This is a genomic window from Streptomyces sp. NPDC057302 (assembly GCF_042667685.1).
GTDB lineage: Bacteria > Actinomycetota > Actinomycetes > Streptomycetales > Streptomycetaceae > Streptomyces.
In genome coordinates this window covers 97,431-123,978 of the sequence record NZ_JBHUZJ010000003.1, presented here as the reverse complement: position 1 = coordinate 123,978, position 26,548 = coordinate 97,431, and the positions used below count along the sequence as shown (strand labels likewise).

The 26,548-nt window shown below is 70.3% G+C and carries 24 protein-coding genes and 1 tRNA gene; 12 read left to right on the top strand and 13 right to left on the bottom strand.

All coding sequences use genetic code 11. The annotated features are described in order from the left end of the window. Positions 1-10 precede the first annotated feature (10 nt). The 4 genes from ACFUPX_RS03590 to ACFUPX_RS03575 all read left to right on the top strand — a co-directional run bounded on the left by ACFUPX_RS03590 (position 11) and on the right by ACFUPX_RS03575 (position 1,868). On the top strand, positions 11-847 hold the full coding sequence (locus tag ACFUPX_RS03590) for a helix-turn-helix domain-containing protein (RefSeq protein WP_383315216.1): 837 nt from the start codon (positions 11-13) through the stop codon (positions 845-847). A gap of 87 nt (positions 848-934) precedes the next feature. Continuing rightward, complete coding sequence (locus tag ACFUPX_RS03585; protein ID WP_383315213.1) at positions 935-1,399, top strand: hypothetical protein; 465 nt, start codon at positions 935-937, stop codon at positions 1,397-1,399. Then, positions 1,396-1,710: a hypothetical protein gene (locus tag ACFUPX_RS03580; RefSeq protein ID WP_383315210.1), complete on the top strand. Its 315-nt coding sequence runs from the start codon at positions 1,396-1,398 to the stop codon at positions 1,708-1,710. Before ACFUPX_RS03585 ends, ACFUPX_RS03580 begins: the two co-directional genes overlap by 4 nt. After that, a complete protein-coding gene (locus ACFUPX_RS03575) occupies positions 1,707-1,868 on the top strand; it encodes a hypothetical protein (protein ID WP_383315207.1) in 162 nt (53 codons plus the stop codon). The genes ACFUPX_RS03580 and ACFUPX_RS03575 overlap by 4 nt, the downstream gene beginning before the upstream one ends. 196 nt (positions 1,869-2,064) lie before the next feature. On the opposite strand, the gene ACFUPX_RS03570 is transcribed toward ACFUPX_RS03575, so the two are convergent. The 4 genes from ACFUPX_RS03570 to ACFUPX_RS03555 form a co-directional block, all read right to left on the bottom strand. After that, the gene (locus ACFUPX_RS03570) at positions 2,065-2,304 is read right to left on the bottom strand and encodes a helix-turn-helix domain-containing protein (RefSeq protein ID WP_383315204.1); all 240 of its coding nucleotides are present in this window, start codon (positions 2,302-2,304) and stop codon (positions 2,065-2,067) included. Positions 2,305-2,833: 529 nt separating this feature from the next. After that, positions 2,834-2,906 (bottom strand) — tRNA-Arg (locus ACFUPX_RS03565). A 92-nt stretch (positions 2,907-2,998) separates the two neighbouring features. Further along, the gene (locus tag ACFUPX_RS03560; protein ID WP_383315201.1) at positions 2,999-5,122 is read right to left on the bottom strand and encodes a pectinesterase family protein; all 2,124 of its coding nucleotides are present in this window, start codon (positions 5,120-5,122) and stop codon (positions 2,999-3,001) included. 137 nt (positions 5,123-5,259) lie between these two features. Beyond that, positions 5,260-5,709: a MarR family winged helix-turn-helix transcriptional regulator gene (locus ACFUPX_RS03555; RefSeq protein WP_383315724.1), complete on the bottom strand. Its 450-nt coding sequence runs from the start codon at positions 5,707-5,709 to the stop codon at positions 5,260-5,262. Between the two features lie 193 nt (positions 5,710-5,902). Between ACFUPX_RS03555 and ACFUPX_RS03550 the strand changes: the two genes are divergently transcribed. After that, positions 5,903-7,570 carry a DHA2 family efflux MFS transporter permease subunit gene (locus ACFUPX_RS03550; RefSeq protein ID WP_383315198.1) on the top strand — a complete coding sequence of 556 codons (1,668 nt, stop codon included), beginning with the start codon at positions 5,903-5,905 and terminating at the stop codon, positions 7,568-7,570. Here ACFUPX_RS03550 and ACFUPX_RS03545 read toward each other — a convergent pair. The 3 genes from ACFUPX_RS03545 to ACFUPX_RS03535 are packed head-to-tail and all read right to left on the bottom strand — an operon-like array spanning position 7,543 to position 11,839. Next, positions 7,543-9,498, bottom strand: coding sequence for a helix-turn-helix domain-containing protein (locus tag ACFUPX_RS03545; protein ID WP_383315194.1), 1,956 nt, complete (start codon positions 9,496-9,498; stop codon positions 7,543-7,545). The two genes, ACFUPX_RS03550 and ACFUPX_RS03545, sit on opposite strands and share 28 nt — an antisense overlap. Before the next feature lie 57 nt (positions 9,499-9,555). Continuing rightward, positions 9,556-10,959 carry an MFS transporter gene (locus ACFUPX_RS03540; protein WP_383315191.1) on the bottom strand — a complete coding sequence of 468 codons (1,404 nt, stop codon included), beginning with the start codon at positions 10,957-10,959 and terminating at the stop codon, positions 9,556-9,558. Positions 10,960-11,011: 52 nt separating this feature from the next. Then, positions 11,012-11,839: a 3-hydroxybutyrate dehydrogenase gene (locus tag ACFUPX_RS03535; RefSeq protein ID WP_383315186.1), complete on the bottom strand. Its 828-nt coding sequence runs from the start codon at positions 11,837-11,839 to the stop codon at positions 11,012-11,014. Between the two features lie 369 nt (positions 11,840-12,208). Between ACFUPX_RS03535 and rho the strand changes: the two genes are divergently transcribed. After that, positions 12,209-13,405 carry a transcription termination factor Rho gene (rho, locus tag ACFUPX_RS03530; protein WP_383315182.1) on the top strand — a complete coding sequence of 399 codons (1,197 nt, stop codon included), beginning with the start codon at positions 12,209-12,211 and terminating at the stop codon, positions 13,403-13,405. A gap of 9 nt (positions 13,406-13,414) precedes the next feature. Here rho and ACFUPX_RS03525 read toward each other — a convergent pair whose 3' ends face one another. Continuing rightward, a complete protein-coding gene (locus ACFUPX_RS03525; protein ID WP_383315179.1) occupies positions 13,415-14,698 on the bottom strand; it encodes a M6 family metalloprotease domain-containing protein in 1,284 nt (427 codons plus the stop codon). Between the two features lie 252 nt (positions 14,699-14,950). Here ACFUPX_RS03525 and ACFUPX_RS03520 point away from each other — a divergent pair, with 252 nt between their 5' ends. Together ACFUPX_RS03520 and ACFUPX_RS03515 are read left to right on the top strand one after the other, a co-directional pair. Then, the gene (locus tag ACFUPX_RS03520) at positions 14,951-15,607 is read left to right on the top strand and encodes a TetR/AcrR family transcriptional regulator (protein ID WP_383315176.1); all 657 of its coding nucleotides are present in this window, start codon (positions 14,951-14,953) and stop codon (positions 15,605-15,607) included. 76 nt (positions 15,608-15,683) lie between these two features. Further along, positions 15,684-17,201: an MFS transporter gene (locus tag ACFUPX_RS03515; RefSeq protein WP_383315173.1), complete on the top strand. Its 1,518-nt coding sequence runs from the start codon at positions 15,684-15,686 to the stop codon at positions 17,199-17,201. A gap of 40 nt (positions 17,202-17,241) precedes the next feature. Here ACFUPX_RS03515 and ACFUPX_RS03510 read toward each other — a convergent pair whose 3' ends face one another. Continuing rightward, positions 17,242-17,766 (bottom strand): MarR family winged helix-turn-helix transcriptional regulator, encoded by a 525-nt coding sequence (locus ACFUPX_RS03510; protein WP_383315170.1) that lies wholly within the window; start codon positions 17,764-17,766, stop codon positions 17,242-17,244. 111 nt (positions 17,767-17,877) lie between these two features. Between ACFUPX_RS03510 and ACFUPX_RS03505 the strand changes: the two genes are divergently transcribed. Further along, a complete protein-coding gene (locus tag ACFUPX_RS03505; RefSeq protein WP_383315167.1) occupies positions 17,878-18,660 on the top strand; it encodes a dioxygenase in 783 nt (260 codons plus the stop codon). A gap of 13 nt (positions 18,661-18,673) precedes the next feature. On the opposite strand, the gene ACFUPX_RS03500 is transcribed toward ACFUPX_RS03505, so the two are convergent. Both ACFUPX_RS03500 and ACFUPX_RS03495 read right to left on the bottom strand, forming a co-directional pair. Then, the gene (locus tag ACFUPX_RS03500; RefSeq protein ID WP_383315164.1) at positions 18,674-19,723 is read right to left on the bottom strand and encodes a questin oxidase family protein; all 1,050 of its coding nucleotides are present in this window, start codon (positions 19,721-19,723) and stop codon (positions 18,674-18,676) included. Positions 19,724-19,816: 93 nt separating this feature from the next. After that, the gene (locus tag ACFUPX_RS03495; RefSeq protein WP_383315161.1) at positions 19,817-20,347 is read right to left on the bottom strand and encodes a GNAT family N-acetyltransferase; all 531 of its coding nucleotides are present in this window, start codon (positions 20,345-20,347) and stop codon (positions 19,817-19,819) included. Positions 20,348-20,531: 184 nt separating this feature from the next. On the opposite strand from ACFUPX_RS03495, the gene ACFUPX_RS03490 reads away from it, so the two are divergent. Next, positions 20,532-21,533 carry an RNA polymerase sigma factor RpoD/SigA gene (locus tag ACFUPX_RS03490; RefSeq protein WP_383315158.1) on the top strand — a complete coding sequence of 334 codons (1,002 nt, stop codon included), beginning with the start codon at positions 20,532-20,534 and terminating at the stop codon, positions 21,531-21,533. Positions 21,534-21,639: 106 nt separating this feature from the next. Here the strand turns inward: ACFUPX_RS03490 and ACFUPX_RS03485 are convergent, their stop codons facing one another. Further along, positions 21,640-22,668: a helix-turn-helix transcriptional regulator gene (locus ACFUPX_RS03485; protein WP_383315154.1), complete on the bottom strand. Its 1,029-nt coding sequence runs from the start codon at positions 22,666-22,668 to the stop codon at positions 21,640-21,642. A gap of 62 nt (positions 22,669-22,730) precedes the next feature. Here ACFUPX_RS03485 and ACFUPX_RS03480 point away from each other — a divergent pair, with 62 nt between their 5' ends. Next, positions 22,731-24,266 carry an MFS transporter gene (locus ACFUPX_RS03480; protein ID WP_383315150.1) on the top strand — a complete coding sequence of 512 codons (1,536 nt, stop codon included), beginning with the start codon at positions 22,731-22,733 and terminating at the stop codon, positions 24,264-24,266. Between the two features lie 53 nt (positions 24,267-24,319). On the opposite strand, the gene ACFUPX_RS03475 is transcribed toward ACFUPX_RS03480, so the two are convergent. Beyond that, positions 24,320-25,567, bottom strand: coding sequence for an extracellular solute-binding protein (locus tag ACFUPX_RS03475; RefSeq protein ID WP_383315147.1), 1,248 nt, complete (start codon positions 25,565-25,567; stop codon positions 24,320-24,322). A gap of 118 nt (positions 25,568-25,685) precedes the next feature. Here ACFUPX_RS03475 and ACFUPX_RS03470 point away from each other — a divergent pair, with 118 nt between their 5' ends. Then, positions 25,686-26,405, top strand: coding sequence for a TetR family transcriptional regulator (locus ACFUPX_RS03470; RefSeq protein WP_383315144.1), 720 nt, complete (start codon positions 25,686-25,688; stop codon positions 26,403-26,405). The last annotated feature ends 143 nt before the right edge of the window (positions 26,406-26,548 follow it).

Here is a 26,548-nt window from a genome sequence, read left to right as displayed (position 1 = left end):
CGTTCGCCATGTGAGCACCGACTATCAGCAAGGACGGACGGCTCTTGGCGCGCGGCTCCGTGAGCTGCGCGCCGGTGTCTCCCAGCGGATCCTCGCGGAACGCCTGGGCTGGCCACAGTCGAAGATCAGCAAGATCGAAGCGGGCCGCCAGACTCCGACGATGGAGGATCTCGCATCGTGGGCCCGCGCGGTGGGACAGCCCGCTGCGGCCGAGGAACTTGGAGCACGTCTTCAAGGCATTGAGTCGCACGTCCGGTCGTGGCGTCGTCAACTGCGTGCCGGGCACCGACCGGTTCAGGATGCGCTGACGGTCGAGTATGAGCGGTCCACGGTGCTCCGCGCGTGGGAGGGCGCCATGATCGTCGGCATTCTCCAGACGCCCGACTACGCCCGTCACGTGTTCGCCCGATACGCCGAGCTCCACCAGTCACCGCGAGATCTCGACGACGCGGTACGGGCGCGCGTGAAGCGTCAGGAGCTGCTGTACCGGTCCGGCAGGACGTTCCATATCGTCATGTGGGAGGCCGCCCTGCACGCTGGCGTAGCGCCCGCGCACGTCCTGGCCGCTCAACTCGACCGCCTCGTCGGCGCTATCGGCCTGGATACTGTGAAGCTCGGCATCGTGCCCTTAGGGGCGGGTGTCGCCATCCCGCCGGCGAACGGCTTCTGGCTGTATGACGATCGGCTCGCCATCGTCGAGGACTGGCATGCCGAGCTGTGGCTGGACGACGCCGACAGCGTGCACCTCTACCGTCGTGTGTGGAACGCTCTCTCCGGAGCCGCCGTCTACGGCTCGCAAGCTCACCGCGTCTTGGCACGCGCGCGGGCCTACCTTGAGACTCCCTGAGCATCACAGCGAATCGCCACGGGAGAGCGTCGAATATTCGAGAATCGGACCGCGTCGTGATTCTCGGCCACTCCTACGGTGCTGGTCATGGCTGCAAAGACGCGCACCACACCAGAGCGAGACGCAGGGGATACCTGGCTCGCGAACTGCGCCCGTCGCCCCGAGCTCGCCCACGAGGTGTGGGAGATGGACGGCCTCGCACCGATCCACTGCGCCCGCTGGCTCGCCGCAGAGGCCCAACTCGGCACTGCCCTCCAGGCTGTGAAGCGGATACCGCCACATGCCAGAGGCCCGCTCCTCTTGGACCCCGGCCTCGACACCGCCTGGTGGCTCGTCCCGCTTGAGGCTGCCGAGGAACTCGCGGACGTCCGGCATATCTCATTGCAACCCTTCGGCTGGCCGATGCACTGCCCGCCCGCACACCGTCCTGCCGCTGGCCGCTTCTGGCTCGTCGCACCCGACGGCTCCGGCCGCGTCACGGATCCCGTGTATCTCGCCGCCGCACTCGGCCCAGGCGGCGGCCCAAGACTTCCCGCGGAGGCGTTCCGATGACCCAACTCAGAGAGATCGCGCTGGAAGCCGCCCTGCCTGAGCTCGACTCCTTGTCCGTGGCGCAGACGTGCGGCCGTGCCTGCGTACGGTGCGCTGTCACCCTCTGTACGGCGACGGCCGTAGAGCTCGGCGAGCACAGGGGCGAAGGCGGCTTCACCTGGTTCCCCCGCTCCTGCCGACTCTGCGCCTCACGGCCCGCATACCTGGCGCTCCTCGCCCACATACAGAGCTGCGAGCAGTGCGCCGACGAGCCCGCCCGCTGCACCGAAGGCAGAGCGCTGCGGCAGGAGTTGAGGGAGGCACGGCGATGAGCGAGGGCACGTGGTTCTGCGGGTACTGCGACAAGCCGATCACCCGGGGCCAGAAGTTCAGGACTTTCGCGAAGGTCTCCATCTCGGCCGGCGGCATCACGGTCCGCCTGCACGAAGCCTGCGCGGACCGCCGGACGTTCGTCCGGCGCCACCCCTAGACCCCCTTGCCGTGGTGCGTCGGACCCACGGCGAGGGAGAGCGGCCCGCCCGACGGTGAGCATGGGGGCGGGCCGCTCATTCACACGGGGCACGAACGGAATGCAGCCGTGCGTGCCGTATACACACTCCCTGCATATGCCATGCGATGGGAGGGTATGAAGCGGCAGTCGAGCCCAGCCCCCGCCCGGCAGTCGTCTAGTCGAGGAGGTCGGCGAGGTGTACCCGCAGGGCGTGGGCAATCAGAAGCAGGTCCGAGTACTGAGGGTCGCGTGTGCCCGCCTCATACCTCTGGATGCTGCGCCGCTCGATCCCTGCCTGGTCGCCGAGCTGTTCCTGGGATAGGTCAGCGGCGTGCCGTAGCTGCGCGATGCGGTGCCCCAGGGTGACGCGTCGTTGCAGGACCCAGTCGGGTCGGGGGTTACGTCGGGCGGGCACCTGCACACACAATGTGCAGTCAAGGTGCGTGTCAGTACCCAAGTGGTCGCTTCTTGATCAGTTGGCTGATCAAGGCCGAACGTGGCGGAAAACGTGAAGATGCGTGACTAGAGCTCTGCGGCATATGCCTGGCGCCGCAGAGCTAGCTGTAGTCTGAAGTAATCGAACACGTGTTCACTCGAACGGGCGAATGACGTGGAAGCAGCGCATCCGTTAGACAGGGTGAGAAGTCGTAGCTGATGAACAACCCAAGATCGTGCGCTGTCGGGCCCATTGGTGGCCCTCTGGTTCCCTCGACGGCGCACCACAAGTCCGCCCCCCTCGATGCGCGAGGGGGGCGGACGCATGTGTATCGCCACCTGCGGCGACGACTTGATCATTTAGGGGATATTTAGGAGCCGCGCCCCCGTACTAGGGGTGCGTTCAGGGTGTGCAACCCTGTATCGAGACTGTACCCAGAGCTGAGACAAAGAGACCCCGGACCCCGCTTGACCTGCGGTTTCCGGGGTCTCTTCCCTGGTCTACTGCGTGCCCCCGGCAGGATTCGAACCTGCGACACCCGCTTTAGGAGAGCGGTGCTCTATCCCCTGAGCTACGAAGGCGTACTGGTGCCGCCACGGATGGCGGTTCCAGACAGGGTAGCGGATCGGGGTGGCGGGGCGGTGTGGGGGCAGGGCCGCCCCCCCCGGTTCGTTTAGGGAGCTGGGGTCCAGTTGCCCAGCCAGTCCGCCTTTTCCTGGGTCGCTGCCTGGGGCTCGGTCAGTTGTGGGCGGTCTTCGCTTGCCGGGCCTGCGCCTGGGCCCTTGTTCTTGTACTCCGCGAAGCGGTCCGCCTTCCAGGGGAAGCCGCCCATGTCCGTCCAGGGCGTCGTCCTGATGGCGGCGCTCAGGGTGGAGTCGCGGAACGTCGTCTGGGGGGACAGGGTCGCGTCGCCGCCCGCGTGCCAGTTGCGGCCCAGGTGGAAGCTGCGGGGCGATACGTCGCCGGTCACCGTCGTGTTCGTGATCAGGAAGCCGTTGCGGCCCGCCGGCGTGCTCGGTGCTGTCACGTAGCCCTGTGACGTGCCGTCCCAGCGTTTCTTGAGGGTGATCACCGAGCGGTCCACCACCGCCGTCGCGCGGCCGAAGATGAAGTCCGTGTTGCCGATGACGTAGGAGTTCCTGATGTACGCGCGGCCCAGTTTCTCCTTCGCCGCCGTGTCCAGGAGCAGCGTGTCCTGGTCGCCCTCGACGATCACGTTGTCCAGGTACGCCTTGTCCGCCGCCGTGCGCAGCGCCACCGCCTGGTGGCCCGCGATGTTCTGGTTCGCCTTTTCGTCGAAGTCGTTGGCGATCGTCACGTTGCGGGCCTGGAAGTCGTCCGCCTCCGCCGCGACCGTCGCGCTGCCCGAGGTGCCGTACGTGCCGGAGCCGTCCGGCTTCGGGGTGCCCGCCGCGTTGTCGTACACGATCACCGTGTCCTTGCGGCTGCCGCCCGTGCCCTGGAGCGTGACGTGCGGCTTGGTGGGCGGGATTTTTACCGTCTCGCGGTACGTTCCCGGGGCTATGGACACGACCACCCGTGAGGGGTTGTTCGCCGGGATCGCGTTCACCGCGGACTGGATTGTCCTGTACCGGGCGCTGCCGTCCTTTGCCACCGTGAGGGTGGATGCCGTCGCGGTCGTGGTCGCGAGGCTCTCGCGCGGACCCGCGCCCGCCTTCACCTTCGACGGGACCTCCGTACCTTTGTCGAGTTTGTAGGCGTAGAAGCTCGTAGGGTCGAACGCCTTGCCGCCGCTCTCGTTGCGCCCGCTCGTTCCCGCGAAGACGTTTCCGCGCTGCACGATCGCCGCCGAACTGTCCCTCGTCACGGGGTTCTTGATGTCCTCGAAGTAGCTGTTCTCCAGGAGCATTCTTGTCTTGCCGCGCGCGTAGTTGCCGTAGGAGGACGTGATGTCGGTGCCTGCCACGTCCTGGAGGTAGTTGTTGTAGAGGTGCGCGTGGGCCACGTTGTCGGTGGACGGGTTGCGCTGCTCCGTCTCGCGCAGCCAGTTGTGGTGGATCGTGATGTCGGCCGTCGTGTTCTCCGTCCAGCCGATGCCGAATGTCTTGTTGTTGTCGCTCAGCTTGTTCCAGGACACCGTCAGGTACGTCGTGTCCTTGCGACTGTCGATCAAGCCGTCCGCCATGTGGCGAAGGTCGTTGTGGTCGATCCAGACGTGGTGCGCGCCGTCCATCTGTACGGCGTCGAAGTCATGCTCCTTGTCGTTCCACGTGCCCGCGTACGAGTCCCGGATCGTGAGGTTCCGGATGATGACGTTGTGCACGCCCTGGCCCAGGAAGAAGCCGCCCCCGACGATCTGGCCCGAGGCGCCCGAGGTACCCGAGGCGCCTGAACCCATGATCGTCTTGTCCGATGCGACCTTGATCTCCTTGCCCTTCGGGTCCATCGTGATCGTCGCGGCCACGATGATCACGTAGGGGTCGGAGGACGTCGCGTATCTCTCCAGGTCCGCGAGGGTTTTTACCGTCACCGTCTCTCCGTCGCGTCCGCCGTACGTGCCGTTCTGGCCCATGGCGTTGACGGAAGCGAAGCCGTCGGCGGTCTCGTCGGACCGGAGGGCGGGGGCGGGGGCGGGTGCCTGGGTGCTCGCCGCCGATGCGCTTGGCTGCGCGTCCTCGCCGAAGATTCCGAACGCCGTGCCGTACGTCAGGCCCGCCGCGGCCGCCATGGCCACCGGGATGCCGACCGTCAGGCTCAGTCGGTGGCGCCTGCGGTGCCGCGCCCTGCCGTCGTCGCGGTCATCACGGTCATCGCGGTCGTCGTTGATCGCTCTCATTGCCTCATCCGCCCTGGCGATAGTCGGTGCGCGGTGCGCGGTGCGCGTTGTGCGTTGCGCAGGGCAGTCGCCGCCAGGGGGAGGAATGGTTGCCGTCGCAGCCGCCGGGCGGCAGCGGTCGGGCGGGGGCTACCGGATCAGCTCGGCCCCGGCGTCCCGTCCCGCTCCGCCAGATCCGCGTCGATCGCCGTCCGCAGGTCCGCCAGCAACGCCTCGAAGCGTTCGAGGAGTTCGGGCGGGTAATGAGCCATCGTCGCGTCCATGCGGACGGCCAGCGGCGTGAAGAACTCGTCGGCGCGTTCCCGGATGCCCGGGAGGCTGTGCAGCGTGACGACGCGGCGGTCCGTGTGCTCGCGGGTGCGGACGATGTGGCCCGCGCCTTCGAGGCGGTTGAGGAGCGCGGTCGTGGCGCCCGAGGAGAGCATGATGCGTTCGCTGAGGCGGGCCGGGGAGAGCGGGGTGCCGCGGTCCTCGGCGATGACGATCTCCAGGAGGGCGTCCGCGTCCGTGGAGTGCAGGCCGAGCCAGACGGCGAAGCGGCGGCTGAGCTCGTTGTAGCGCTCGCCGTAGCCCCGCAGGCCTTCCATCAGGCGCTCGCGCTGCTCCGTCACCTCGCCGGGTGTCGGACCGGGGGTCGGTTCCTCCGTCGTCACTGCGCCCGCCTCCGTCACTGCGCCCGCCCTCTCTGCCGACCGTACTCGTGCCGCGTTCGTGCTTTGACAACTTACCGGGCCGATATTACCTTCACCGTGGAATTACTTCACTGTGGAGGTATCTGCAATGCGTGACCCGTCCCCCGCAAGGCCGTCCGCAACGCCATCCGCCCACCGCTGGCTCGGCCTCGTCGCCATCGCCCTCGGCGTCGCCCTGATCGTCGTCGACACCACGATCGTCAACGTGATCGTCCCCTCGGTCATCGGGGACCTGGACGCCAGCTCCGGCCAGGCGCAGTGGATCCAGGAGTCGTACGCGATCGTCTTCGCCGCGCTGCTCCTGCTGACCGGGCGCCTCGCGGACATCTTCGGCGCCCGGCGGATCTTCGTCGCGGGTGTCGTGGTCTTCGGCGCGACCAGCGTGCTCGCGGGGCTCGCGCCCGGCAGCGGGCTGCTGATCCTGGCCCGCTTCCTGCAGGGCGCGGGCGCCGCGATGATCCTGCCGACCTCGCTCTCCCTCCTCAACGCGACCTTCACCGGCAAGGCGCGCGGCCAGGCCTTCGCCATCTGGGGCTCGACCATCGGCGGCGCCGCGGCGCTCGGTCCGCTGCTCGGCGGCTGGCTGGCCGAACACGTCTCGTGGCGCTGGGCGTTCGGCATCAACGTGCCGTTGTCCGTCCTCGTCACCGTCGGCGTGCTGCTCTACATGGCGCCCTCGCCGCGCACCAAGGGGCGGGTCGACGTGGCCGGTGCGGTGCTCTCCGCCGTCGGGCTCGGGCTGCTCGCCTTCGGGCTCGTCGAAGGGCGTACGTACGGGTGGATCGTCGGCATCGAGCCGCTGGAGGTTCTCGGGGTGCGGTGGGGGAGCGGGCCCTCGCCCGTTCTTGTCGCGCTCGTGCTCTCCGCCGGCACGCTGTTCGCCTTCGTACGGCGGCAGATCGCGCTCAGCCGGAGCGGTGACCCGGCACAGGTCGCGCGCGTCCTGATGGACGTACGGCTGTTCTCCATCGCCTCCTTCCGCAACGGCAACATCGCGACCCTGATCATCGGCCTCGGCGAGTTCGGCATCGTCGCGGTGCTCCCGCTGTGGCTCCAGTTCACCCTCGGCTACAGCGCCTTGCAGGCCGGGCTCGCGCTCGTGCCCATCGCCATCGGCAGCTTCGTCGCGACCGGCGCCAGTTTTCCGCTGGCCGCCAAGGTCCCGGCGCTGGGGCAGGTGCGGATCGGGCTCGCCCTGGAGGTGGTGGGGCTCGCGGGGGTCGGGGTCGTCGCGGCTCCGGACAGTTCCTGGTGGGCGGTCGCGCTGATGCTCTTCGCGTACGGGATCGGCATCGGGTTCGCCACCGCCCAGGTCACCAATGTGGTCCTCGCCGAGGTGCCGCAGGAGAGTGCGGGGCAGGGATCCGGGATTCAGAGCGCCTTCCGCCAGCTCGGTTCCGCGCTCGGGATCGCCGCCCTGACCACCGTCTTCTTCACCACGCTGAGTACGAATCTGCGCGATCGGCTGAGCGATGCCGGGCTGTCCGGGACGCAGGCCGACCGGCTGACCGGCGCCGTCACCGACAGTGCGGGAGCCGCCATCGGGCCGCTCGCCGATCGCCCGGAGACCGCGTCCTTCGCCGACGCGGCGCGCTCGGCGATGACCGACGGGGTCGCCATCGGCGGCTATGTCGCCGCCGGTTTCGTCGTCCTCGGGCTCGTCGCCACCTTCCTCGTACCGGCCGCGGCACCCGCGAAGGACGCGACGGACGCGGAAGCCGCCGGAGATCAGGGAGACGTGGCCGCCCAGGTGTAGGCGTGCAGGCGCAGGGCGAGCTGGATCTCCAGGGAGCGCTCGGGGGACTGCCAGTCGGCGCCCAGCAAGTGGCCGATCCGGTCCAGGCGTTGGACCACGGTGTTCACATGGACGTGGAGGGACTCCTTGGCCTTGGACTGGCTCATCCCGCAGGCGTAGTAGGCCCGCAGGGTGTGGATGAGTTCGGTGCCGCGCTTCGTGTCGTAGTCCAGGACGGGGCCCAGCGTGCGGCGTACGTACGAGTCGAGGTTCGTGTCGTTCGTGTCGTCGCCGAGCAGTACGCCGAGGAAGCCGAGGTCGGGCAGGTCCGCGCCCTGGCCGGTGTGGCCGAGCGCGCGCAGGGCGGACAGGCAGCGCAGGGCTTCCGCGTGCGCCTGGGAGAGGGCCTCGGGGCCGGTGGCGGGGCCCGCCGCGCCGACCGTGACCGGGGCCCCGGCGGCCTGGGTGAGCTCGGCGGCCAGCGCGCGGGCGCGTACGCCGGTGTCGTCGGCCGGGAGCACCAGGACCACGTGGTCGTGGTGCAGGCCCGAGAGCCCGCAGCGGGTGCGGGCGGCGCGGGCGGCCGACGAGAGCAGCAGCCTGCGGGACGCCGTGTCGCCGTGGGCGACGAAGACCGCGTGGGGCAGCGCCAGGTCGACGTCCAGGCGGCGGGCGCGCGAGGCGAGGCGGCCCGGGGTGCCGGAGAGGGAGAGCAGATCGCCGAGGAGTTCGCCGCGCACGCGGTCCTCGGCCTCGGCGGCCGAGCGGCGCAGGAGCAGGAGCAGCGCGGTGACGACCCCGGCGCGTTCGAAGAGGCGGCGGTCGGCCTCGCCGAGGTCGGGCCTGCCGGTGAGGGCGATGCTGCCGAGGAGCTCCGGGCCCGCCAGGACCGCGCACACCCAGGTGCCGTCGAGGGGCACGGCCCGGCCGCTGGCGCGCGAGGCGGCGACCGCCTTGGCCGGGGGCGGTGCGCAGAAGTCGGCCTGGGGCGTGCGGGGGGCGGCATCCACGCGGGCCAGCTCCGTGCCGTCCGCGTCGTGGATGAGGGTCCCGCCGCTCAGGAGCGCGCCGATGGCGGTGGCGACCTCGGTGAAGTCCCCGCCGCGCAGCACGAGATCGGTCAGGCGGTCGTGCGCGTCCTCGGCCCGCAGCATCGCCTCGCTGTGTGCGCGGATGGTCTGCGAGGCCGCGTTCAGGTCGACGAGCGCGGCCCTGGTCTCCTCCATGCGGCGGGCGCTGTCGATGGCGATCGCCGCGTGGTCGGCCAGCGAGGAGAGCAGCGCGCCCTCGTCCGGGGTGAAGGCGCGGGCGGTGCGGTCGGCGGCGTACAGGACACCGATGACGTGGGTGCCCTGGCGCAGCGGCACGCCGAGGATGGCGTGCAGGCCCTCCTCCAGTACGGCGCTGTCGATGGGGGTGGTGTGCTGGAAGCGGGGGTCGACCTCGTAGTCCCCGGTGGCGTACGGACGGGCGGTCTGGGCGACGAGGCCGCCGAGCCCCTCGCCCATGCCCAGGCGCAGATTCTGGAACGCGGCGGAGACCGAGCCGTCCGTCACCCGCATGTAGGTGTCGCCCGCGGCCGGGTCGTTGAGGGAGAGGTACGCGACGTCCGTACGCAGCAGCAGCTTGGCCCGGTGCACGATGGCGCGCAGGACCGCGTCCAGGTCACGCAGGGCCGCGAGGTCGCCCGCGGTGTCGAACAGGGCGGTGAGCTCGGCCTCCCTGCGCTGGTGCTGGTTCAGGGTGCGGCGCACGCGCAGCGCGGTCTGGGTGGCTTCGTCGATCGCGGTGAGCTCGGCGCCGCTCGCCCCGGCCGCGCGGGCCGCCGCGGCGGGGCGGGCGAACTGCTCGGCGGGCGCGTCCTTCGCGAGCAGGTCGAGCAGTTCGCGCAGAGCGGCAGCGGTGCACGCCTGCTCCCGGTGGGCGGCGGCGTCTGAGGAGCTGGTCATACGACGGGTCGCCTCCGGGAGCGGGGTGCGCGTGCTGGTGGTGCGGTGCGCTGCGGTTCAGGGGGAGATTGTCGCCGAGGCGGTGGTGGCCGGGGAATCCTCGGGAGCGGAATGCCGCTCCTGGGCGAGTGAGCGGCCCCGGGTCTCCTTCGCCACCAGGACGGTGAGCGTCGTGATCACCACGGTCACGCAGACGTACAGCGCCACCGGCGTCGCGGAGTCGAAGTCCTTGAGCAGCTCGACCGCGATGATCGGCGCGAGGGCGCCGCCGATGATGGACGCGAGCTGGGAGCCCATCGAGGCGCCGGAGTAGCGGACCTTCGTGTCGAACATCTCGGAGATGAAGGCGGCCTGCGGCCCGTACATCGCGCCGTGGAAGAGCAGCCCGACCGTGACGGCGAGGGTGATCACCGTGAAGGACTCGCTGTCGACGAGCGCGAAGAACGCGAACGCCCACGCCGCCATGCCGATCGACCCGATCAGGGTGACGGGCCTGCGGCCGATGCGGTCCGAGAGCGCGCCCCACAGCGGGATGGTCACGAAGTGCACGGCGGAGCCGATGAGTACGGCGTTCAGGGCGGTGCTCTTGGGCAGTTCCAGGTGCACGGTGACGTAGACCAGGACGAAGGCCGTGAGGATGTAGTACGAGACGTTCTCGCCGAGCCGGGTGCCGATCGCGGTGAGGACGCCGCGCCAGTTGTGCCGGAAGACCTCGACGACCGGCGCGTCCTGCTTCTGGGCCGCCGCGCCGCCCTTGGCGGCCTCCGCCTCCGCCCGCGCCTGTGCCTGAAGGAACAGCGGGGACTCCGAGACCGAGACGCGTATCCACAGGCCGATGATGACGAGCACGCCCGAGAGCAGGAACGGGATGCGCCAGCCCCAGGCGAGGAACGCCTCGTCGGACTGGACCGCGGCCAGGAGCGCGAGGACGCCGGTGGCCAGGAGGTTGCCGCCGGGGGCGCCGGCCTGCGGCCAGGAGGCCCAGAAGCCGCGGTTCTTGTCGTCGCCGTGCTCGGAGACGATCAGGACGGCGCCGCCCCACTCGCCGCCGAGCGCGAAGCCCTGGATCAGGCGCAACACCGTGAGCAGGATCGGGGCGCCGACGCCGAGCGTGGCGTGGGTGGGCAGCAGGCCCATCGCGAAGGTGGCGCCGCCCATCATCATCAGGCTGAGCACCAGCAGCTTCTTGCGGCCGATCTTGTCGCCGAAGTGGCCGAACACGACACCGCCGATGGGGCGCGCGGCGAAGCCGACGGCGTACGTGAGGAAGGAGAGGAGGGTGCCGACCAGGGGGTCGCTGTCGGGGAAGAAGAGGGTGTTGAAGACCAGGGCGGCGGCAGAGCCGTAGAGGAAGAAGTCGTACCACTCGATGGTGGTGCCGATGAGGCTTGCGCTGATGATGCGGGCGATACCTGGCGTGCCCGGGGTCTTGCCCTGGGCACGCGGCGTTGCGGCTGCCATGGCGTGATCCGTTCTCGATGGGGACGTGGAGTGAAGCTGGGGGAAGGGGAGTTCAGCTGGCGGTCCAGCCGCCGTCCAGGGGCAGGGAGGCCCCGGTCACGAAGCCGCTGTGCGGGCCGCAGAGCCAGAGCGCGGCGGCGGCGATCTCCTCGGGCTCGATGAGGCGCTTGGCCGCGGAACGGCGCAGGAGTACGTCGGTGAGGACCTGCTCGGGCGGGATGCCGTGGGCGGCGGCCTGGGCGCTGATCTGGTCCTCGACCAGGGGCGTACGGGTGTAACCGGGGCAGAGGCAGTTGCTGGTGACGCCGTGCGGGGCGCCCTCCAGGGCGGTGACCTTGCTCAGGCCCTCCAGGGCGTGCTTGGCGGTGACGTAGGCGGACTTGAAGGAGCTGGCCCGCAGGCCGTGCACGCTGGAGATGTTCACGACGCGGCCCCAGCCGTTCGCGTACATGTGGGGCAGGGTCCGGCGGAGCAGCAGGAACGGCGCGGTGACCATGACCTGCTGGATCAGGGTGAACCGCTCCGGGGGGAACTCCTCGATGGCGGCGACGTGTTGGAGTCCCGCGCTGTTGACGAGGATGTCGACGCGGGTGGGCAGGGTGTGCACGGCCGCCGGGTCGGCGAGGTCCACCGCGTGCGCCTCGCCGTCGATCCCGTCGGCGACATCCTTGGCCGCGTCGGCGTGCAGATCCACCACATGGACGAAGGCGCCGGCTTCGGCCAGGGCCACGGCACACGCCCGCCCGATGCCGCTCGCGCCGCCGGTGACCAGGGCGGTGCGGCCGGTGAGGTCGGGCCCGGAGGTTCCTGCGAGGGCGTCACCGCGGGGAGTGGGGCCGAGGGGGGAACCGGGTGTGAGGCCGGGAGTGGGGCTCGTCATGGCCGGAAACGTAAGGGCGCGCCGGGTGGGGATCCCATGTGCGGGGCCCACATAACCGGGGCGCCTGTTGTGTGGGACGTACGCGGGTGGGAGTGCGGGCCGGGGTGCCGTCCTGGTGACCCAGGTCACGCTCGAAGGCCCTGAAGCTGTGCTACCTTGCGAACAGCACGTGTGTACGCCGCCTTCTGCGGCGCCGGTGCCGATCTTCTTTTCTTCCGCCTCACCGAGGCCCCCGCAGCTCCGAAGCTTCCGCATTTCCGTATTTCCGCGAAGCCCTTTGCTGCAGTTCTTCCCTCCGCCCGACGTACGGGACGTGAACACACCGTCCTGCCGGGCCCCTCATTCGCATGTCCGCGAAAGGACCCCATCATGAGTACCGCAACGATCACCCGAAACAAGACCACCACCCGCACCACCACATCCGCCACGACCCCCGTCGTCGCCGCCTCCGGCATCCTCGACGTCAGTCACAACGCCAACGGGCATCTGCGCACCGGCGACTGCCTCCCCAACCCCAACGACGTGACCGTCCCCTCCACGCTGATCCGCCAACTCGGCCTGCGCGCGGGCGACATGGTCCAGGGGAGCTGCGGCAAGGCCCGCACCCTCACCTCCGTCGAGCGGGTCAACGGACACTCCGCCGAAGCCCTGGGCCGGCGCGCCCGGTTCGGCGACCTCACCCCGCTGCATCCCCGCGAGCGGCTGCGCCTCGAAACGCCGGGCGAGGGCGGCGGCGGCGTCGCCACCCGGCTCATCGACCTGGTCGCCCCCGTCGGCAAGGGCCAGCGCGGCCTCATCGTCGCGCCGCCCCGCACCGGCAAGACCGTCCTGCTCCAGCAGATCGCGGCGGCCGTCGCCGCCAACCACCCCGAGGCCCACCTCATGGTGGTGCTGCTCGACGAACGGCCCGAAGAAGTCACGGACATGAAGCGTTCCGTACGCGGCGAAGTGCTCGCCTCGACCTTCGACCGGCCCGCCAAGCAGCACATCGCCCTGGCCGAACTCGCCGTCGAGCGCGCCAAGCGGCTCACCGAGGAGGGCAAGGACGTCGTCATGCTCTTCGACTCCCTCACCCGGCTCTGCCGCGCGTACAACAACGCGGCCTCCAGCGGTGGCCGCACCCTCTCCGGAGGTGTCGACGCCGCCGCCATCCAGGGCCCCAAGCGCCTCTTCGGTGCCGCGCGCCTGGCGGAGGAGGGCGGGTCCCTGACCATGCTCGCCACCGTGCTCGTGGAGACCGGATCGCGTGCCGACGACTACTACTTCGAGGAGCTCAAGGGCACCGGCAACATGGAGCTGCGCCTCGACCGCGGCATGGCCGAGCGCCGCGTCTTCCCCGCCGTGGACGTCACCCCGTCCGGCACGCGCCGCGACGAACTCCTGGTGCCCGCCGACGAGCTGACGGCCGTACGCGGCCTGCGGCGCGCCCTGCACGGCAGGGACGCGCAGGGCAACCTGGAGGCGATCATCGAACGCCTGCGCAAGACCCCGAACAACGCGGCCTTCCTGCGCCAGGTGCAGCAGACCGTGCCCGGCGCCGGTTCCGCCAAGGTCAACGGCGGCTGAGCCGTGGCCTCACGGGCGCGTGACGTGCACCCGGTAGCGGCCCTCCGCGTCGATGTCCGACACCGTGATGCGCACGCCCGTCCTCTTGTCCGTGAACGTCTGGCCGGGCTCGTAGGTCGCGTCGGAGAGCTCCGCGTGGACGTTCGGCCGGCGCGTGCAGCCGCCGCTGTCCTTCGTGGAGTCGGAGACGGTGACCGGGCCCTGGCCCGTGTCCACCTCCGCGTCCACCCGGTAGATCAGGACGCCGGGCTTGCAGATCGCCTCGTCGTTGCCGCCCGGGGTGCGCACCTCGACCGCGTAACCCCTGGCCGCGCTCAGCGGCACGAAGGCGAGCTTGGTGCCGCCGCTCGTCGGCAGCGGGCTGATCGTGTGCTCGGTGGTGCCGGAGTTCGACGCGCAGCTGATCTGGTCGTCGTCGAGCCAGCCGAGCTTCCACTTGTGCCAGGCGAGCAGGTCGTTGTTGGCGCCCCAGTCCTCGCTCATGATGTCCCAGTGGCCGACCGCGCCGCCGCCCTCCTGCGTATAGAGGTCGGGCAGTCCGAAGACGTGGCCGTTCTCGTGCGGGAGCACGCGGTAGCCGGTCTCGCGGTAGCTGCCCGAGCCGTCGTCCTGGCGGCTGTAGACGAAGGACGCGTTGGAGACGGGGACGCCGTCCGCGACGGGCGCCTCGGTGTTGCCCGCGAAGGTCACCGAAAGGACCGTGTCGAGCGCGGAAGGGCCCGCGTTCGGCGTGATGAGGATGTTCACCAGGTCGTACTCCCGGAAGTCCACCTGCGGATCCGCCGCCGCCACGATGTCCTTGACCAGATCGCGGTAGCCCGGATCGAAGGGGGCGCCGCGTTCTATCCCGTACTGCTTGAAGCTCTTGGGCATCCGCAGCCAGTCGGCGACCGGCGACTCGGGGCGGTAGTCGAGACGCCCGTAGGAGCTGGTGCGAAACCAGTCCGACGTCTGCGGGAAGAACTCCGCGAGCCGGTCGAGCGCGCTGCCCTCGCCGGGGGCGTCGGAGAAGTCGACCATCAGGTTCAGGGCGCGGACGGTGCCGGTGGAGCGGGAGTAGCCGGCGGACGTGGGCATGCCCTCCGACATCTGGACGCCCATCGTGCCGTTGATCATGCACGGGCTGAGTGTCGTCGCTCGGGCCAGGGAGACCGGGCCCGCCGCCGTGGGTGACTCCTCCATCAGGCGGCCGGTGCTCGCCGATGTGGTGACCGTGAGGGCAAGGGCGGCGCACGCGGCGAGTGCCGCGCCGCGTCGGGCCCCGCGTATCTGCCTCCAGGTCGGCTGCTGCATGCGTGGGCCTTCCCCTCACGGCAGCCGCCGGTCCTGGCTGCACCCTTTCGATCACCCTCTGCCGGAGGGTGCGCGGGCGCTCGCTGGGTGCGACCGATCGTGGGTTTCTCGCCCGAGAAGGTGTGACGCGGGTCACGGAAAGAAAGTCGGGCGGCGGGAAATATCCGGGGACTGTCTCCCCGTTTAGACCTGTGTCCGAGCGAAACGGGGAGTGATTCCCCGCATCGCCCCACAAGCTTGAGGAGAGCCGTCGTGGAAACCGCCACCGCTGCACAGCGCCGCACGCCCCGCCCGCGGGCCGACGCCCTGCGCAACCGGGAGCGGATCGTCGCCGCCGCGCGCGAGATGTTCGTCGAGTTCGGCCCCGATGTGCCGCTCGACGAGGTCGCGCGCAGGGCAGGCGTCGGCAACGCCACGGTCTACCGGCACTTCTCCGACCGTTCCGAACTGGTCCACCAGGTCGTCCTGCTGGTCACCGATCGCGTCTCGGCACATGCCACGGAGGCGATCGAGGCGGCGGACGCCGACCCGGGCGCCGCCTTCGACGCCCTGCGCCGGTTCGTGCACTCTTCCGCCGACGAGCGGATCGGCGCCCTGTGCCCGATGCTCCAGGCGGCCTTCGACCCTGATCATCCGGATCTGGTCGACGCCCGTGAGCGGCTCGAAGCCGTCGTCGACGGGCTCATGCAACGGGCGCGCGCGGCCGGGCAGCTGCGCACCGACATCGCCGTCGGAGACCTGATGGTCGCCCTCTCCCAGCTCACCAGGCCGCTGCCCGGCACCGCGTGCCTGAACATGGACCGCTTCGTCCACCGCCATCTCCAGCTGTTCCTCGACGGCCTGATGGCACCGGCCCGCTCCGAGCTGCCGGGTGCATCGGCGACCTTGGAGGACCTCCGCCAGTCCTGAGTCCGCCTTACCCCGGCATCTCTTCTCGTCTTTCCGTCACTTTTTTCACCACTCGTATCGCTAGGTGGCTACACCCATGTCAGAAACAGATCCCAGACGCTGGAAAGCACTGATCTTCATCGCGCTCGCGCAGCTGATGGTCGTGCTCGACGCGACCATCGTGAACATCGCGCTGCCCTCCGCCCAGCAGGACCTGGGCATCTCGGACGGCAACCGCCAGTGGGTCATCACGGCCTACGCCCTGGCCTTCGGTGGTCTGCTGCTCTTCGGCGGCCGCATAGCCGACCTGTGGGGCCGCAAGCGCACCTTCGTGACCGGCCTGATCGGTTTCGCCGCGGCCTCCGCGCTCGGCGGCGCCGCGACCGGCGAGGCCATGATGCTGGGCGCCCGCGCCCTGCAGGGTGTGTTCGGCGCGCTGCTCGCGCCCGCCGCCCTCTCGCTGCTCGCCGTGATGTTCACCGATGCCAAGGAGCGCGCCAAGGCGTTCGGCATCTACGGTGCGATCGCCGGTGGCGGTGGCGCCGTCGGCCTCATCCTCGGCGGCTTCCTCACCGAGTACCTGAACTGGCGCTGGACGTTCTTCGTGAACATCCCCTTCGCCGCGGTCGCCGCCCTCGGCGCGTACTTCGTCATCCGTGAGCCGTCCGGTGGCCGCAACCGCTCGCCGCTCGACATCCCGGGCGTGGTCCTGTCCACCCTCGGTCTGGTCGCCCTGGTCTACGGCTTCACGCGCGCCGAGTCCGAGGGCTGGTCGGACTCCGTGACCATCGGCATGTTCGTCGGCTCCGCCGTCCTGCTCGCCGCGTTCGTCCTCACGGAGGCCAAGGTCAAGTCGCCGCTGCTTCCGCTGCGCGTCCTGACCGAGCGCAACCGTGGCGGCGTCTACCTGTCGCTCGGCCTCGCGATCATCGCGATGTTCGGCCTGTTCCTGTTCCTCACGTACTACCTGCAGATCGTCCAGGGCTTCTCGCCGGTCAAGACCGGCTTCGCGTTCCTGCCGATGATCGTCGGCATGATCACGGGCTCCACGCAGATCGGCGCCCGCCTGATGACCCGCGTCCCGCCGCGGCTGCTCATGGGGCCGGGCTTCCTGCTCGCCGCCGGCGGCATGCTGTTCCTGACGCAGCTGGAGGTCGACACCTCGTACGCCGCCGTGATCCTGCCCGGCCAGTTGCTGCTCGGCCTGGGTATGGGTACGGCGTTCATGCCCGCCATGTCGCTCGCCACGCACGGTGTCCAGGCGCGTGACTCCGGTGTCGCCTCCGCGATGGTCAACACCTCGCAGCAGGTCGGCGGCGCCATCGGCACGGCCCTCCTGAACACCATTGCCGCCTCCGCCACCACCGCGTACATCACTTCGCACGCGGCGGGCGCGACGACTCCGGCGGCGCAGAAGCTGCTCCAGGCCGAAGCCATGGTCGAGGGTTACACCAGCGCGATCTGGTGGGCCGTCGGCATCCTGGTGGCCGCCTCCGCGATCGCCTTCGCGCTGATCAACACCGGCGCCCAGGGCGGCTCTCCCGCCGCCTCGGGTGACGGTGACGGCGTGGAGAACATCGAGGACGAGGTGCGCATCCCGGTGGTCGCGCACTGACGCGCTGACGTACTGGCACTGACGTACTGACAGGGGAGGCTCAGCGGAGCCAGGGCAGGTCCGCCCCCGCCTCCTTCGGCTGAAGTCCCTCGGCGACGATCACCATGATCTCGCCGAGGGACTTCAGCTGTTCCGGGGTGAGCCGGTCGAAGAGGGCCTGGCGTACGGCGGTGACATGGCCGGGCGCGGTCCTGCGCAGGACCTCGTACCCGTCGTCGGTGAGGATCGCGAACTGGCCGCGCTTGTCCGAGGGGCAGTCCTCGCGGCGCACCCAGCCGTTCTTCTCCAGGCGCGCGACGGCGTGCGAGAGACGGGACCGGGTGATCTTGGTGTTCCTGGCCAGCTCGGTCATGCGCAGCCGCCGCCGCGGGGCGACGGAGAGCTGGACCAGGAGGCCGTAGTAGATGTGCGGCATACCGGCGTCCCGCTGCAGCTGGCGGTCGAGGTGATCCTCCAGGAGCGTGGTGGCCTGGAGATACGCGAGCCAGGTGCGCTGTTCCCCGTCGTCGAGCCAGCGCGGTTCCCCGTCGGGGGGAGAAGTGGGTGCCGTGTCCATGTACTCCACTGTACGCAGCCCTTCCTTGAATCTTAAACAATGCTGCAGTAGGGTCACCCTCAAGCAGAAGCTTGAGAGTTAAAGTAAATCGTCTTTCTGTACGTTCTCGGAGGCGCCGTCATGACCGCAACCCAGGAGCGCATGCCCGCCCTGTACCTCAGTCACGGAGCACCGCCGCTGGCCGACGACGAGCTCTGGCCCGGCCAGCTCCGCGCCTGGTCGGCGGGGCTGGCGCGGCCCAAGGCCGTCCTCATGGTCTCCGCCCACTGGGAAGAGGCCCCGCTCGCACTGGGCGCGACGGAGACGACGCCGCTGGTCTACGACTTCTGGGGCTTCCCCGAGCACTACTACCAGGTCACGTACGCCGCTCCGGGCGCTCCTCAACTGGCCGACTCCGTACGTAAATTGCTGCGCGGGGCGGGCACGCCGGTGCAGGACATCCCGGATCGCGGGCTCGACCACGGAGCGTACGTCCCGCTCGTCGAGATGTATCCGGACGCGGACGTCCCCGTGCTCCAGATCTCCCTGCCGACCCTCGACCCTCGGCGCCTGATGGACATCGGCCGCAAGCTGGCCCCGCTGCGGGACGAGGGTGTGCTGATCGTCGGCAGCGGCTTCTTCACCCACAATCTGGCGGCACTGCGCCAGGGCGGTACGCCGTCGTGGTCGGTGGAGTTCGACGCGTGGGGTCACGAGGCGCTCGACGCGGGCGACGTGGACGGGCTCCTCGACTTCCGGCACAAGTCCCCGGCGGGCGAGCTCGCCCACCCGCGTACGGAGCACTTCGCGCCCCTGTTCGTGACGCTGGGGGCCGCCGAGGCGGCGGGCGACCTCGGCGGGCAGCGCAGCGTGATCGACGGGTTCTGGATGGGGCTCGCGAAGAGGTCGGTGCAGTTCGGCTGACGGGTGTGCCGCTCTAGGTGAGCGGCTCGCTGATCTCGATCGCGCGCAGGGCGGATGCCAGGGCCCGCTCGTCGCCCACGTCCAGTGCCGTGTCGGCGAACTTGATGACGTGCTCGTCGCCGTGCGCCAGGGCCCGCTCGAAGACCTCTTCGGCGGCGAAGGTGCCGGGTGCGGTGTACGCGACCGGGGCGTCGGGGGCGTACATCGAGGTCACGGCTGCCGACGCCGTCCAGGCCGCGTGCAGGCTCGGCGCCCACAGGGTGCGGGGCAGCGCGGGCAGGGCGCGCAGCACGGCGTTGGGCGCGGTCGAGGCGTGCACCAGCATCGTCTCCTCGCCATGGCCGTGTGTGGCGTACCGGTGGGTCGCCGCACGCACCAGATCGGTCAGCCTCCGGTGCGCCTCGTCCGGGTCGCGCACGCCCGCCGCCCACGCGGGCAGGCCCGCCACCCGGCCGAGGCGGGCGGGGAAACCACCGCTCTCCCTGTCCGGGATCGGCTCGACGGCGTCCAGGGCCGCGGCGGCGGTGCCTGCGTGGCCGCCGTATCCGAGCGGCAGGAGCTCGATGCCGGTGACGGGGTGGTGGCGGGCGGCCCAGTAGCCGAGGCCGTGGGCGAGTTCGGCGCGGCGGGGCTCCGTCTCCTCGCCGCTCAGGAGCGTGCGCACCGCGTGGCCCACCCGGATCACCGGGTGCGTGGAGCCGCCGTACATGCCGGGCAGCAGGAGCGGCCACCACGCGGCGAGGACGTCACGCCAGGGGCGTTCGGCGGTCTCCCGGCCGAAGTACGCGATCCAGTCCGCCGCGCGGCCGGGATCGCCGAGGGCCTCGCGCCAGTTGTCGGCGGTGATTGATTCGACCTTGCTCGGGTACTCCTCCAACTTCGGCGCGTACAGCTCGAGCCAGCGGTGGACGGCACCGGAGCGGCCGTGCGCGGCGAGCGCCTCGACGGCCATCGGCGCGTGGTTGGTGAGCCGTCCGAGCCGCTCGGGGCCCGATGCGTGCAGGCGCTGAAGGGCTTCGTCGAGGGTGCCTGTGGTGTCGGCCGTGGTGTGGGCTGCGTCCATGGGGGCACGGTAGGGCGGGCGCACGCGGGGCGTAACGGCCTTTGGGCCTAGGTCAGGGCTTAGGACGGGCCTGGTCAGGACCTAAGGCCCGCGTCAGGGGCCCGGCGTCAGGGGACGCTCGTACCAGGCGACGTCCCAGTAGCGGCCGAACTTCCGGCCCACCTCGCGGTACGTGCCGACATGCCGGAAGCCGAAGCGCTCGTGGAGGCGCTGCGACGCGTCGTTCGGCTGGGCGATCCCGGCGTAGGCGCGGTGCAGGTCCTCGCCTTCCAAGGCCTCGAAGAGCGCCTTGTAGAGCAGGGTGCCGATGCCGCGCCGCGCGGCGTCCGGTGCGCAGTAGACGCTGACTTCCACGGAGGTGGCGTACGCAGGCTTCGTTCGGAAAGGACTACTGGTGGCGTATCCGAGGATCAGGCCGGAATCCCGCTCCTGGGCAACCAAGAGGCGGTGGGGGCCGTCTTCAGGATGGGAGAGCAGCCAAGGGCGGCGCTCCTCCGGCAGGGAGACGGCCGTGTCGAATGTGATCGCCGTCTCACGTACGTAGTGGTTGTAGAGAGCGGTCAGGGCCGTGAGATCGGCCTCCGTGCCCGCCCTGACCTGCACCTCTGTACGTTCCGACGGCATCTCGCCTCCCCATGTGGCGGCACAGGGTACTGCAACGTCAGGAAAATAGATGCACGGCTTGGGAATTCTGTCCGGATTCCAGTCGTTGTTTCCATCGGAAGCAGGGCACCCGCAAGGGTGTGGTTTCCACCACAGAGGCCCGTGAAAAGGGCCGACCAGGACCTCCACACGCAAGGGAGCACGCATGGCAACCCGTGCCGTCGCCCGTCGTAAGTCCGCCACCTCCGGCGAGACCGACGCGGCACGCAGTGTTCGCGCCGTAGGCGGGGAGATCGCCGACCGCGACCTGGTCGGCATGTACCTCGACGAGATCGCGCGTACGCCGCTGCTCGACGCCGCCAAGGAAGTCGAGCTGTCCCAGATCATCGAGGCCGGTGTGTACGCCCGCAAGATAATCGACGGTGAGGTCGAGAGCGCGGGCGCGAAGGCGTCCCGCGAGGAGCTCGAGGCGCTCGTCGCCGACGGCGAGCGGGCCAAGGACGTCTTCATCCGGTCGAACCTCCGGCTCGTCGTCGCTGTGGCCCGCCGCTACCCGAGGAGCGGTCTGCCCCTCCTCGACCTGATCCAGGAGGGGAACGCGGGCCTGGTCCGCGCGGTCGAGAAGTTCGACTACGCCAAGGGCTTCAAGTTCTCCACGTACGCCACGTGGTGGATCCGTCAGGCCATCACGCGCTCCATAGCCGACCAGTCCCGCACCATCCGCCTCCCCGTCCACCTGGTGGAGGAGCTGGGGCGGATCCGCCGGGTGATGCGCGAGTTCAACCGCAAGCACGGGCGCGACCCGGAGCCCGCGGAGGTCGCCGCCGAGCTCGACTCGACGCCCGCGCGCGTGACGGACGTCCTGGACTGGGCCCGTGACCCGGTCTCGCTGAACATGGGCGTGGACGACAGCGGAGACACGCAATTCGGTGACTTGCTGGAGGACACCTCCGCGGTCTCCCCCGAGCAGTCCGTCCTGACGCTGCTGCGCAGCGAGGAGCTCGACGACCTGATCGGCCGCCTCGACCAGCGCACGGCCTCCATCATCAAGATGCGGTACGGCATCGAGGACGGCCGCGAGCGGACCCTCACGGAGGTCGGCAAGCAGCACGGCCTGACGCGCGAGCGGATCCGCCAGATAGAGAAGCACGCGCTTCTGGAGCTGAAGAAGCTGGCTCGGGACACGGGCTTCGACGCGGCGGCCTAGGCAGCCTGCCTGAGCGGCCCCCTATAGCTGAGCCCCGGTGCCATCCCCCCCCGGCACCGGGGCTCATTTCTGTTCGGCCCGCGGGGCGGCTCCGGTCAGCTCCCGGTCACGTTCCCGACGCCAGGGTCAGGCGGGAGCCCAGTTCGCGCAGGGAAGCGATCAGTTCCGGTGGCTCGTGGGCCACGAAGTCGAAGCCCGTCATCGCCAGCCGCACCGCCAGCCATTCGACCGCGTCCGTCACCGTCGCCCGCACGCGGCACGTGGTGGCCGTCAGGGGCTCCGGCGTGCCCAGGGCCGCCGGAAGCCTCGCCGCGACGGACTCCGCCGAAGCCTCGTACGTCACGTCGATCGCGTACGAAGGCTGGCCCCGCCACATCGACCGGCGGATGTACTCGGCGGCGTCCCCCGTCGGAAGCTCCCGCGGGACGAAGCGCGCGCCGGTCGCGAACGGCGACGACACCCGGTCCACCCGGAACGTGCGCCAGTCGTCGCGGTCGATGTCGTACGCGACGAGATACCACCGCCGCCCCGTCGACACGAGGCGGTGCGGCTCCGTCAGACGGCGGGACTCCGTGCCGTCGCCGGAGCGGTACGCGAAACGCAGGCGCTCCTGGCCCGCCGCCGCGGACGCCATCACCGTGAGGGTCTCGGGCGCGATGGTGGCGCCGTCGCCGCTGGTCAGCGGGGTCGTCGCGATCTGGAGGGTCTGCACCCGGTGGCGCAGGCGCGAGGGCAGGACCTGCTCCAGCTTCGCCAGCGCCCGCACCGACGCCTCCTCCACCCCCTCCACCGCGTGGCCCGCCCCGGCCCGCAGCCCCACCGCGATCGCCACCGCCTCCTCGTCGTCCAGGACGAGCGGAGGCATCGCCTTGCCCGCGACCAGGCGGTAGCCACCGGTCGCCCCCTGGCTCGCCTGCACCGGATAGCCGAGGTCCCGCAGCCGGTCGACGTCGCGCCGCACCGTGCGGCGGCTGACGCCCAGCCGCTCCGACAGCTCCCCGCCCGGCCACTCGCGCGGGGTCTGGAGCAGGGAGAGGAGTTGCAGCAGCCGGGCCGGGGTGTCCGCACCGCCACCGCCACCAGCGCCGCCGCCGGACCGTTCCGAGGCCGAGGTCGTACCGGAAGTCGAAGTCATGTCCGTCAGGATGCCGCTCAAGTAGGACACGGCCTGACCTATATGGCTTCTAGTCTCTTCTCATGACTTTCAGCAGCCCCGCCCCAGCACCGACCGGAACGGCGGCCGCCGCCGCCGACCGGCGTCGCTGGCTCGCCCTCGCCATCGTGATGACCGCGGCCTTCATGGACCTCGTCGACGTCACCATCGTCAACATCGCGATTCCGTCCATCCAGGAGGACGCAGGCGCCTCGTACAGCCAGATCCAGTGGATCACCGCGGGCTACGCGCTCGCGTTCGCGGCCGGACTGATCACCGGCGGGCGGCTCGGCGACATCCACGGGCGCAAGCGGATGTTCCTCATAGGCATCGCGGGCTTCACGCTCGCCTCCGCGCTCTGCGGATTCGCCGTGAACCCGGAGATGCTGGTCGCGTCCCGGATCCTCCAGGGCGCCATGGCCGCGATGATGGTGCCGCAGGTCCTGTCGATCGTGCACGCCACGTTCCCCGCGCACGAGCGCGGCAAGGTCTTCGGGCTCTTCGGGATGATCGTGGGGCTCGGCGCCGTATCGGGACCGCTGCTGGGCGCGCTGCTCACGCAGTGGAACCTGTTCGGGCTCGAATGGCGGCCGATCTTCCTCATCAACCTGCCCGTCGGGATCGCGGGGCTGATCCTGGGCAGCAAGTTCATCAGCGAGTCCAAGGCCCCCAAGGCCCTCAAGCTCGACCTCGTCGGCGTCGTCCTGGTCACGCTCGGCCTGCTGATGGTGCTCTACCCGCTCACCCGTGGGCGGGAGTTGGACTGGCCGCTGTGGGGTTACGCCATGATGGCGGGCGGGCTCGTCGTCTTCGGCGCGCTCATCGCGTACGAGAAGGCGAAGGCGGCGAAGGACGGTTCGCCGCTGGTGGAGCTGTCCCTGTTCAAGGTGAAGAGCTTCGCCGCGGGCATCGCGGTGCAGACCGTGTTCGGTGTCGCGATGGGCATCTTCTTCCTGGTCTGGACGCTCTACATGCAGACGGGGCTCGGCTGGACCGCGCTGCGGGCCGGCACGACCGGGATCCCGTTCTCGATCGCCGTCTCCGTGGCGGCCGGTATGTCCGTGCAGAAGCTCGTGCCGAAGTTCGGACGCAAGGTGCTCCAGGGCGGCGCGCTCGTCATGGCCGCCGGGGTGCTGCTCTACATCTGGGAGGCCGACCGGTACGGGGCGGGCATCGCGTCCTGGCAGATGGCGCTGCCGCTGCTCGTGATGGGCGCGGGCATGGGGCTGATCGTCGCCCCTCTGACGGACGCCATCCTGTCGGACGTGCCGCGCGAGCACTCGGGATCCGCGTCCGGGCTGCTCAACACCGTGCAGCAGATGGGTACGGCGCTCGGGCTCGGCCTGGTCTCCGTGGTCTTCTTCGGCATGATCGACGAGAAGGCGGCGCGGAGCGAGATGCCCGCGGAGATCGTGGGCGCGTTCCAGAACTCGCTGTGGTGGGTCGTCGGCGTACTCGTCGTCATCTTCCTGCTGATGTTCGCCCTGCCGGGCAAGCCGCGTCAGCACGTCGAGGGTCAGGACGCGGAGCCGGGTGAGAGTGGTGAACTCCCCGAGCGGGAGGGTGTGTTGATTCCCTGACGGGGTCTTCCCGACGAGGTATTCCTGAGCGGCGGGTGCGGCCCGGGTGGAGCCTAGAGCTCCGCCTGGGTCGCCGTCGCGTCCAGGGATTCGAGTACGGCGCCGGGGTTGCCGCCCTTCGTGACGGCGGCCCCGATCTCCTTGCGGATGGCCGCCCTGACGGTCGGCCACGAGCGCAGGCCGACCGGCTGGAACTGCGCCTGCGGCATCTGGTCGATGAACTTCCACAGCGGGCGCTGGGCCGCGTCCGCGCGCAGCGCCGACGACGCGGAGCTCGTCACCGGGAGCGCGGCCTGTCCGCCGCCGTACGCCTTCGCCGACTTGCGGCCGTAGAGATAGCTGAGGAACGTGCCGCACGCGTCGCCGTGACCGTTCTGCTTGAACGCCATCAGCCAGTCGCTCAGGCCCACCGGCGCCGCCGCCCCGCCCCTGCGCGTCGGGAACGCGGCATGCGCGTAAGGGAACTTGACCTTGTCGGCGGCGCCCATCAGCACCGGGTGCGCGATCAGCATCCCGATGCCGCCGCGCATGAACTGCTCGTACGCGGCCGTCCTGTTGAGCCCCGCGGGGTCCGCGCCCGCCAGGCCCTTCGCCACCAGTTCGTCCCGCAGCCAGGTCAGCGTCCTGACGTTGCTCGCGGTGTGGAAGTCGTAGCCCGCGAGGCCCGCGTAGCCGCCCTCGTCCGCGAGCATCCAGGACAGGGCCTCGTCCTCGGCGGCCTCGGGGCCCAACTGGAGCCCGTACGGCGTCTTCACGCCGATGCCCTTCAGCGCCTGTGCCGCCGACCGCAGTTCGTCCCAGGTGGTGGGGGCGCCGGTGACGGCGGCCTGCTTGAAGAGGGCCTTGTTGTAGAAGAGGCGCGGGGTGCTGGCGAGGAACGGGATGCCGTACTGGATGTGCTTGACCGATCCCGCCTCGGCGTACGAGCGGGTGAAGTCGGCCTCGGTGCGGATGTCGAAGAGGTCGGAGGTGCCGTAGAGCTGGTCGTCCTCGGCGTAGGGGGCGAAGATGTTCGACTGGGCGATGTCGGGGGCGTCGCCGTCCTTCACCCTGCGGGCGAGGGTCCGGTCGAGCTTGTCGAAGGGGACGCGTTCCAGGGCGATCTTGACGGTGGGGTGGGCCTTCACGAAGGCGCCGACCAGGCCGTCCCACTGGTCGCCGATGGAGGAGCCGACGCTTTTGTCGTAGCTGGCGACGAGGACCTTGAGGGTGGTGTCGCCGTCGGACGCGCAGGCGCCGAGGCCGAGGGTGGTGAGGCCCGCGAGGCCGGCGGAGTGGGCCAGGAACTGTCGACGTCGCACCGGGCTTGCCACCTTCTTGAACGCGGTTGAGCTTGAGGTGGCAGATTCTGCCACACAGGCATGTTGTGCCGGTGGGGAGTCGGTCTTCTGCGGCCGGTGCTGGCATAACCTGCGTCGCATGCCTCTCAACCCGTCCGATTCGCTCGTTTCCGCTGGTGCCGCACGTACCGCCGGTTCGGCTGGTTCCGTCGGTTCGCTCACGGAGCGGCGCAAGGTGGAGACGCGCCTGGACATCGCGCGGACCGCGGCCGCGCTCTTCGTGGAGAACGGGCTGCGGGCCACCCGCGCGGAGGACATCGCCCGTGCGGCCGGTGTCGCACCCCGCACCTTCTACCGCTACTTCGCCACGAAGGAGGAGGCGGTCGCCCCGCTCTTCGCCGCCGGTGCGCAGCAGTGGGCCGAGGCGGTGCGGGGCGCGCCCGCGGGGCTTTCGGTGCGGGACGCGCTGCGGCACGCGGCGTCGAGGGCGCTCGTCCCCGACAGTGATGCCGCTCCGGGGGTCGCCATCGGGGACGCGGAGGCGCTGGAGTGGGTGCGGGCGCTGCTGCGGATGGCGGGGGAGAGCGCGGCGCTGCGGGCGGTGTGGTCGGATGCCTGCCACGCCTCGGAGGAGACGCTCCTTTCCATCTTGATGGGGCGCGAGGGGTGCGAGGGGCGCGGGGTGGCGGTAGATGCGCCTTCGCTGGAGCTGCGGCTGGTGGCGGCGGTCGCCAGTGCGGCGGTGCGGGTGGCGGTGGAGACGTGGGCCTCCGGCGACGAACCGGCCGGGGGAGACGCGGGCCCCGCGGCCCTTGCGGAACGCTGCGTCGAAGCTTTGGAGGGCTTTCGCTGGCCGTAGGGCTGGGGTGTGGGCGTGGGCGGGGGGCGTACGGCACCGTCTCGCGGGCCGGATGGCCCGCCACGTTCCCCTCCCGGCAGGACCAAAGCCCGTTTATGTCTGTTTGAGGTCCGAGCTTGTTTACTTTGCCGGAACCTGGTCGT